The 4,308-nt window shown below is 66.1% G+C and carries 5 protein-coding genes and 1 pseudogene; 2 read left to right on the forward strand and 4 right to left on the reverse strand.

Going from position 1 to position 4,308, the window contains the following annotated elements:
* The coding region (locus KBT70_RS05990; RefSeq protein WP_296629740.1) for a GMC oxidoreductase at positions 1 to 687 on the forward strand (687 nt) is incomplete at its 5' end.
* Positions 684 to 1,445, forward strand: coding sequence for an SDR family oxidoreductase (locus tag KBT70_RS05995; RefSeq protein ID WP_296629742.1), 762 nt, complete (start codon positions 684 to 686; stop codon positions 1,443 to 1,445). The genes KBT70_RS05990 and KBT70_RS05995, both read left to right, overlap by 4 nt.
* Positions 1,446 to 1,448: 3 nt before the next feature.
* Here the strand turns inward: KBT70_RS05995 and KBT70_RS06000 are convergent, their stop codons facing one another.
* The 4 genes and pseudogenes from KBT70_RS06000 to KBT70_RS06015 form a co-directional block, all read right to left on the reverse strand.
* Positions 1,449 to 2,060: an extensin family protein gene (locus KBT70_RS06000; protein WP_296629744.1), complete on the reverse strand. Its 612-nt coding sequence runs from the start codon at positions 2,058 to 2,060 to the stop codon at positions 1,449 to 1,451.
* On the reverse strand, positions 2,057 to 2,974 hold the full coding sequence (locus tag KBT70_RS06005) for a prephenate/arogenate dehydrogenase family protein (protein ID WP_296629747.1): 918 nt from the start codon (positions 2,972 to 2,974) through the stop codon (positions 2,057 to 2,059). Before KBT70_RS06005 ends, KBT70_RS06000 begins: the two co-directional genes overlap by 4 nt.
* Entirely contained in the window at positions 2,974 to 4,056 is a 1,083-nt protein-coding gene (gene hisC, locus KBT70_RS06010) for a histidinol-phosphate transaminase (protein ID WP_296629746.1), read from the reverse strand. Before hisC ends, KBT70_RS06005 begins: the two co-directional genes overlap by 1 nt.
* Before the next feature lie 116 nt (positions 4,057 to 4,172).
* Positions 4,173 to 4,308 (reverse strand): annotated as a pseudogene (locus KBT70_RS06015) (30S ribosomal protein S4); the annotation flags it as partial.

The following is a 4,308-nucleotide window of genomic DNA, read 5'->3' on the forward strand; positions in this document are numbered from 1 at the left end:
CTCATGTTCCACCTCAATGAGATTTTCGCCCTCTGGCCGCCGCGCGGCACGCCCGACAGCGGCCCGAGCAAGGCCATCTCGCTGCGTGATTTCTACCACAGCGACGGGCAGCGCTTTGGTACGGTGCAGTCGATGGGCATCGCGGCGGGCTATGGCGAGATTGTGCATACCTTGAACGGCATGTTCGACCGCTCCGCGCTGCGCCATCTGCGCCCCTTGCGCCACCTCACCCGCCTGCCTGCGGCCCTTGCGGCGCGGATATTGGGGCGGGCGCAGGTCTTTGTCGGGCTGATGGAGGATCTGGGATACTCTGAGAACCGCGTCACCTACGACCGCACCGCGCCGGACGCCATCGACATCACCTACACGCTCCACCCCGAACTCCTGAACCGTCGCCGTGCCTTTCGCCGCGCCATCCGCGCGGGGCTGCGCGGGCATCGGCGGCTTTTCCTCACCCATACGCCAGAGTTGAACTTTGGCCATCCCTGCGGCACGCTGCGGTTCGGCACCGATCCCGCGACCAGCGTGCTTGACCCCGAGTGTCGGGCGCATGGGCTGGACAATCTCTATGTGGTGGATGCCTCCTTCATGCCCTCGTCCATGGGCGTCAACCCAAGCCTCACCATCGCCGCCAACGCGCTGCGCGTGGCCGAGGCCATTGCTCGCCGCAGAAAGGCCATGACATGAGGCTCTCGGACGGTATAGCCATTGTCACCGGGGCAGGGGGTGGGCTAGGGCGCGCGCTGGCTCTAGAACTCGCGGCGCGCGATCAGCGCGTCGTGGCCCTTGGCCGCGCCCCCGAGGGGATTGCCGCGACCGCCGCGCTGGACCCAAGCGGCCGGATCACGCCCGTCACCGCCGATGTCGCGGACCCCGAGGCGCTGCGCACGGCCTTTGCCCAGATCACCCAAACCGCGCCGGTGACGCTGCTGATCAACAACGCCGCCATCTACCCGCGCCGCGACTTTCTCGCGGAAACACCCGAGAGCTTCGCCGAAACCATGGCAATCAATCTCGGTGGCACGGTCGCCTGCACCCGGCTTGCTCTCGACAGCATGGTCGAGACCGGCTTTGGCCGCATCCTCAATGTCTCGACCTTTGCCGATCTGGCGCCCTTGCCCGCCTCTTCCGCCTATGCGGTGTCCAAAGGGGCCGGGCGCATCCTCACCCGCGCGCTGATGGCCGACCTTGCCGACCGCTTTCCGGGCATTGTGATCACCGACTGGATGCCTGGCATGCTCGCCACCCGCATGGGCGTGGCCCATGGGCTTGACCCGGCTCAGGCCGCGCGGTGGGGGGCGGCGCTCGCGCTCTGGCACGATCCCACGCTCAATGGCGCGGTGTTCGAGCAGGATCGCGAAATCCTGCCCGCGCGCGGTCTCAAAGGTCGGATCAAGGATGCGCTCCTCTCGCGCCGCCGCCACCCGCGCGTGATCCAAGCCTGACCGTTACCGGCAATAGGGCCCGTTGCCATGCTTGGCGGTGTCGAAATGCAGATGGTCCCGATGATGCCGGTCTGAATTTGGCCCCAGCACCGTGCCGAATGTCCCGCAGGCCTCGCCATGCACCCGCTTGAGGATGCGCCCCTCATGGCCCCGGTCCCAATCCTTGAGCACCGAGATTTCCGAGCCATCCTTGAGCAGCAGCGCCGAAATGTCGATGGCCTTGCCGCGCCCATGCTCGGAAATCCGTGCGCCGGGCTGGCTGTTGCGCGTGCGGCAGACGTAATGCGCCGGCACCTGCAACCCCGTCAGCCCGCCGCCCATACGCCCGACCGCCGGCTTGGCGCTCCGGTCCACCCACTTCCCAAGCGCCCGCGCAGTTGGGCAATCCAGCGTCGCCGCTTGGCTCAGCCGCACGCCATGTACGGATTCAAGCCGCACCGCGCGGTCAACGCCACAGCCATTCACCTCGTGATGCTGAAACCCCGAGACAGACCCGATCAGCCCCGGATCACCGCAGAGCCCGCCGCCCCGGCTGACCTCGTCATTGTCGCTGCGCCCACAGCCCGACGCGATCAGGCTCAGCCCCGCCGCGATGCCCAGAACCGCCCGCCTCATGCCTTCTTGACCCGGCCAAAATCCGGCGCGGCGGTGTCTTGCCCGGCCTCGATGATGCCGCGCCGAATGGCACGGGTGCGGGTGAAATAGGCGTGCAGGTGATCGCCATCGCCGATGCGAATGGCGCGCTGCAGCGCAAACAACTCCTCGGTAAAGCGGCCCAGAATTTCCAATGTCGCCTCCTTGTTGTTGAGAAACACATCGCGCCACATGGTCGGATCACTCGCGGCAATCCGAGTGAAATCCCGGAACCCGGCGGCGGAATACTTGATCACCTCGCTGTCGGTGACACGGCGCAGATCGTCGGCCACGCCGACCATCGTATAGGCGATGAGGTGCGGTGCATGGCTTGTCACTGCCAGCACCAGATCGTGATGCTCGGCGTCCATCTCATCGGTGTTCGAGCCAAGCGCCTGCCAGAACCGCTCCAGCCGCTCCACCGCCGCCAGGTCGCTGCCCGCCTGCGGCACGATCAGGCACCAGCGGTTGTCAAAGAGTTCCGCAAAGCCCGAGCGCGGCCCCGAATGTTCGGTCCCCGCCAGCGGATGCGCAGGCACGAAATGCACGCCCGCCGGAATATGGGGGGCGACCGCCTCGATCACCGCCTTCTTGACCGATCCGACATCGCTCACCGTCGCACCGGGCTTGAGCGCGCCCGCAATTTCGGCGGCAACCGCCCCCATCGCCCCCACCGGCACGCAGAGCACCACCAGATCAGCGCCCGCGCAGGCCTCTGCCGCGCTGTCGCAGACGCGATCACACAGACCGATCTCGCGCGCCACATCCCGTGTTTGGGGCGAGCGCGCATAGCCCGTGACCTCTCCGGCCACGCCCGCGCGCTTCATCGCCCAAAACATCGACGACGCGATAAGCCCCAGCCCGATCAGCGCCACCCGGTCATAGATCTGCGCCATCATCGAACTCCCTTGAACTGTCCGATCACATGCGCCACCCGGCGGCAGGCGGATTCCTCGCCCACCGTGATCCTCAACCCGTTGGGAAAGCCATAGCCCCCCACCCGGCGTACGATGATCCCATCGGCGCGCAGCGCCGCATCACAGGCCGCCGCCTCGTCCTCCGTGTCAAACCGCGCCAGCACGAAATTGGCGTGGCTCTCGTCCACCGCCACGCCGCTCTCGCGCAGCGCCTCGGTCAGCCATGCGCGATTGCGCATCGTGTCCGTCACCACCCGAGTCAGCCACTCGCGATCCCGCACCGCCGCCTCGGCGGTGGCCAGTTGCGTGGGCGACAGGTTAAAGGGCTGGCGAATACGGTTCAGCACCTCGATCATCGTGGTCTGCGCATAGCCCCAGCCGATCCGCAGCCCGCCCAAACCGTAAGCCTTGGAAAAGGTGCGCGTCATGATGACATTGTCGCGCGCCTCGACCAGCGCCACACCGCCGTCATAGCCTTTGGCAAACTCGGTATAGGCCCCGTCCAACACCAGAATGGCCCCCTCGGGCAGACCATCGGCCAACCGCGCCAATTCCGCCTCGGGCAGGATGGTGCCCGTGGGATTGCCGGGATTGGCGATAAAGACAATCCGCGTCCGCGCGGTGCAGGCCGCCAAAATGGCGTCCACATCGACCACACGCTCGCGCTCGGCCACACAGACCGGCGTCGCCCCCACCGCATGCGCCAGAATGGGATACATGGCAAAGCCGTGCGCGGTGTGGATCACCTCATCGCCCGCCCCGGCATAGGCCTGCGCCACGAATTGCAACACCTCATCCGATCCCACGCCACAGATCACACGCTCGGGGTCGAGCCCATGCGCTTCGGCAATCGCGCTGCGCAACTCGGCATGGTCGGTGCCGGGATAGCGATGCAGCGTCGCGGCAGAGCGGGCAAAGGCCGCCTTGGCCTTGTCCGACGGGCCATAAGGGCTCTCGTTGGCCGAGAGTTTCAGTATCTCGGATTTGCCCGCGATCACGGCCTCGCCACTCTTGTAGAGCGCGATTTCCATGATGCCCGGTTGCGGCGTGATCTTGGTCATGTCATTCCCCGTCTGTCGCAAGAGGTTCTAGCTTTGGTGCCCCGGCTTGACCAGCACCAAAAGGAAAAGGCCGCGGCGGTTTCCCGTCGCGGCCTCTTCGCTGCATGTCAGAACGCTTAGTTCTGCGCGTAGAATTCGATCACGAGGTTCGGTTCCATCATCACCGGATAGGGCACATCCGACAGGCCGGGCTGACGGACAAAGGTGGCCTTCATCTTGGAATGATCCGCCTCGATGTAATCGGGCACGTCG

Origin of the sequence: Roseovarius sp., from assembly GCF_018066915.1 — a bacterium.
Taxonomy (GTDB): Bacteria; Pseudomonadota; Alphaproteobacteria; order Rhodobacterales; family Rhodobacteraceae; genus Roseovarius.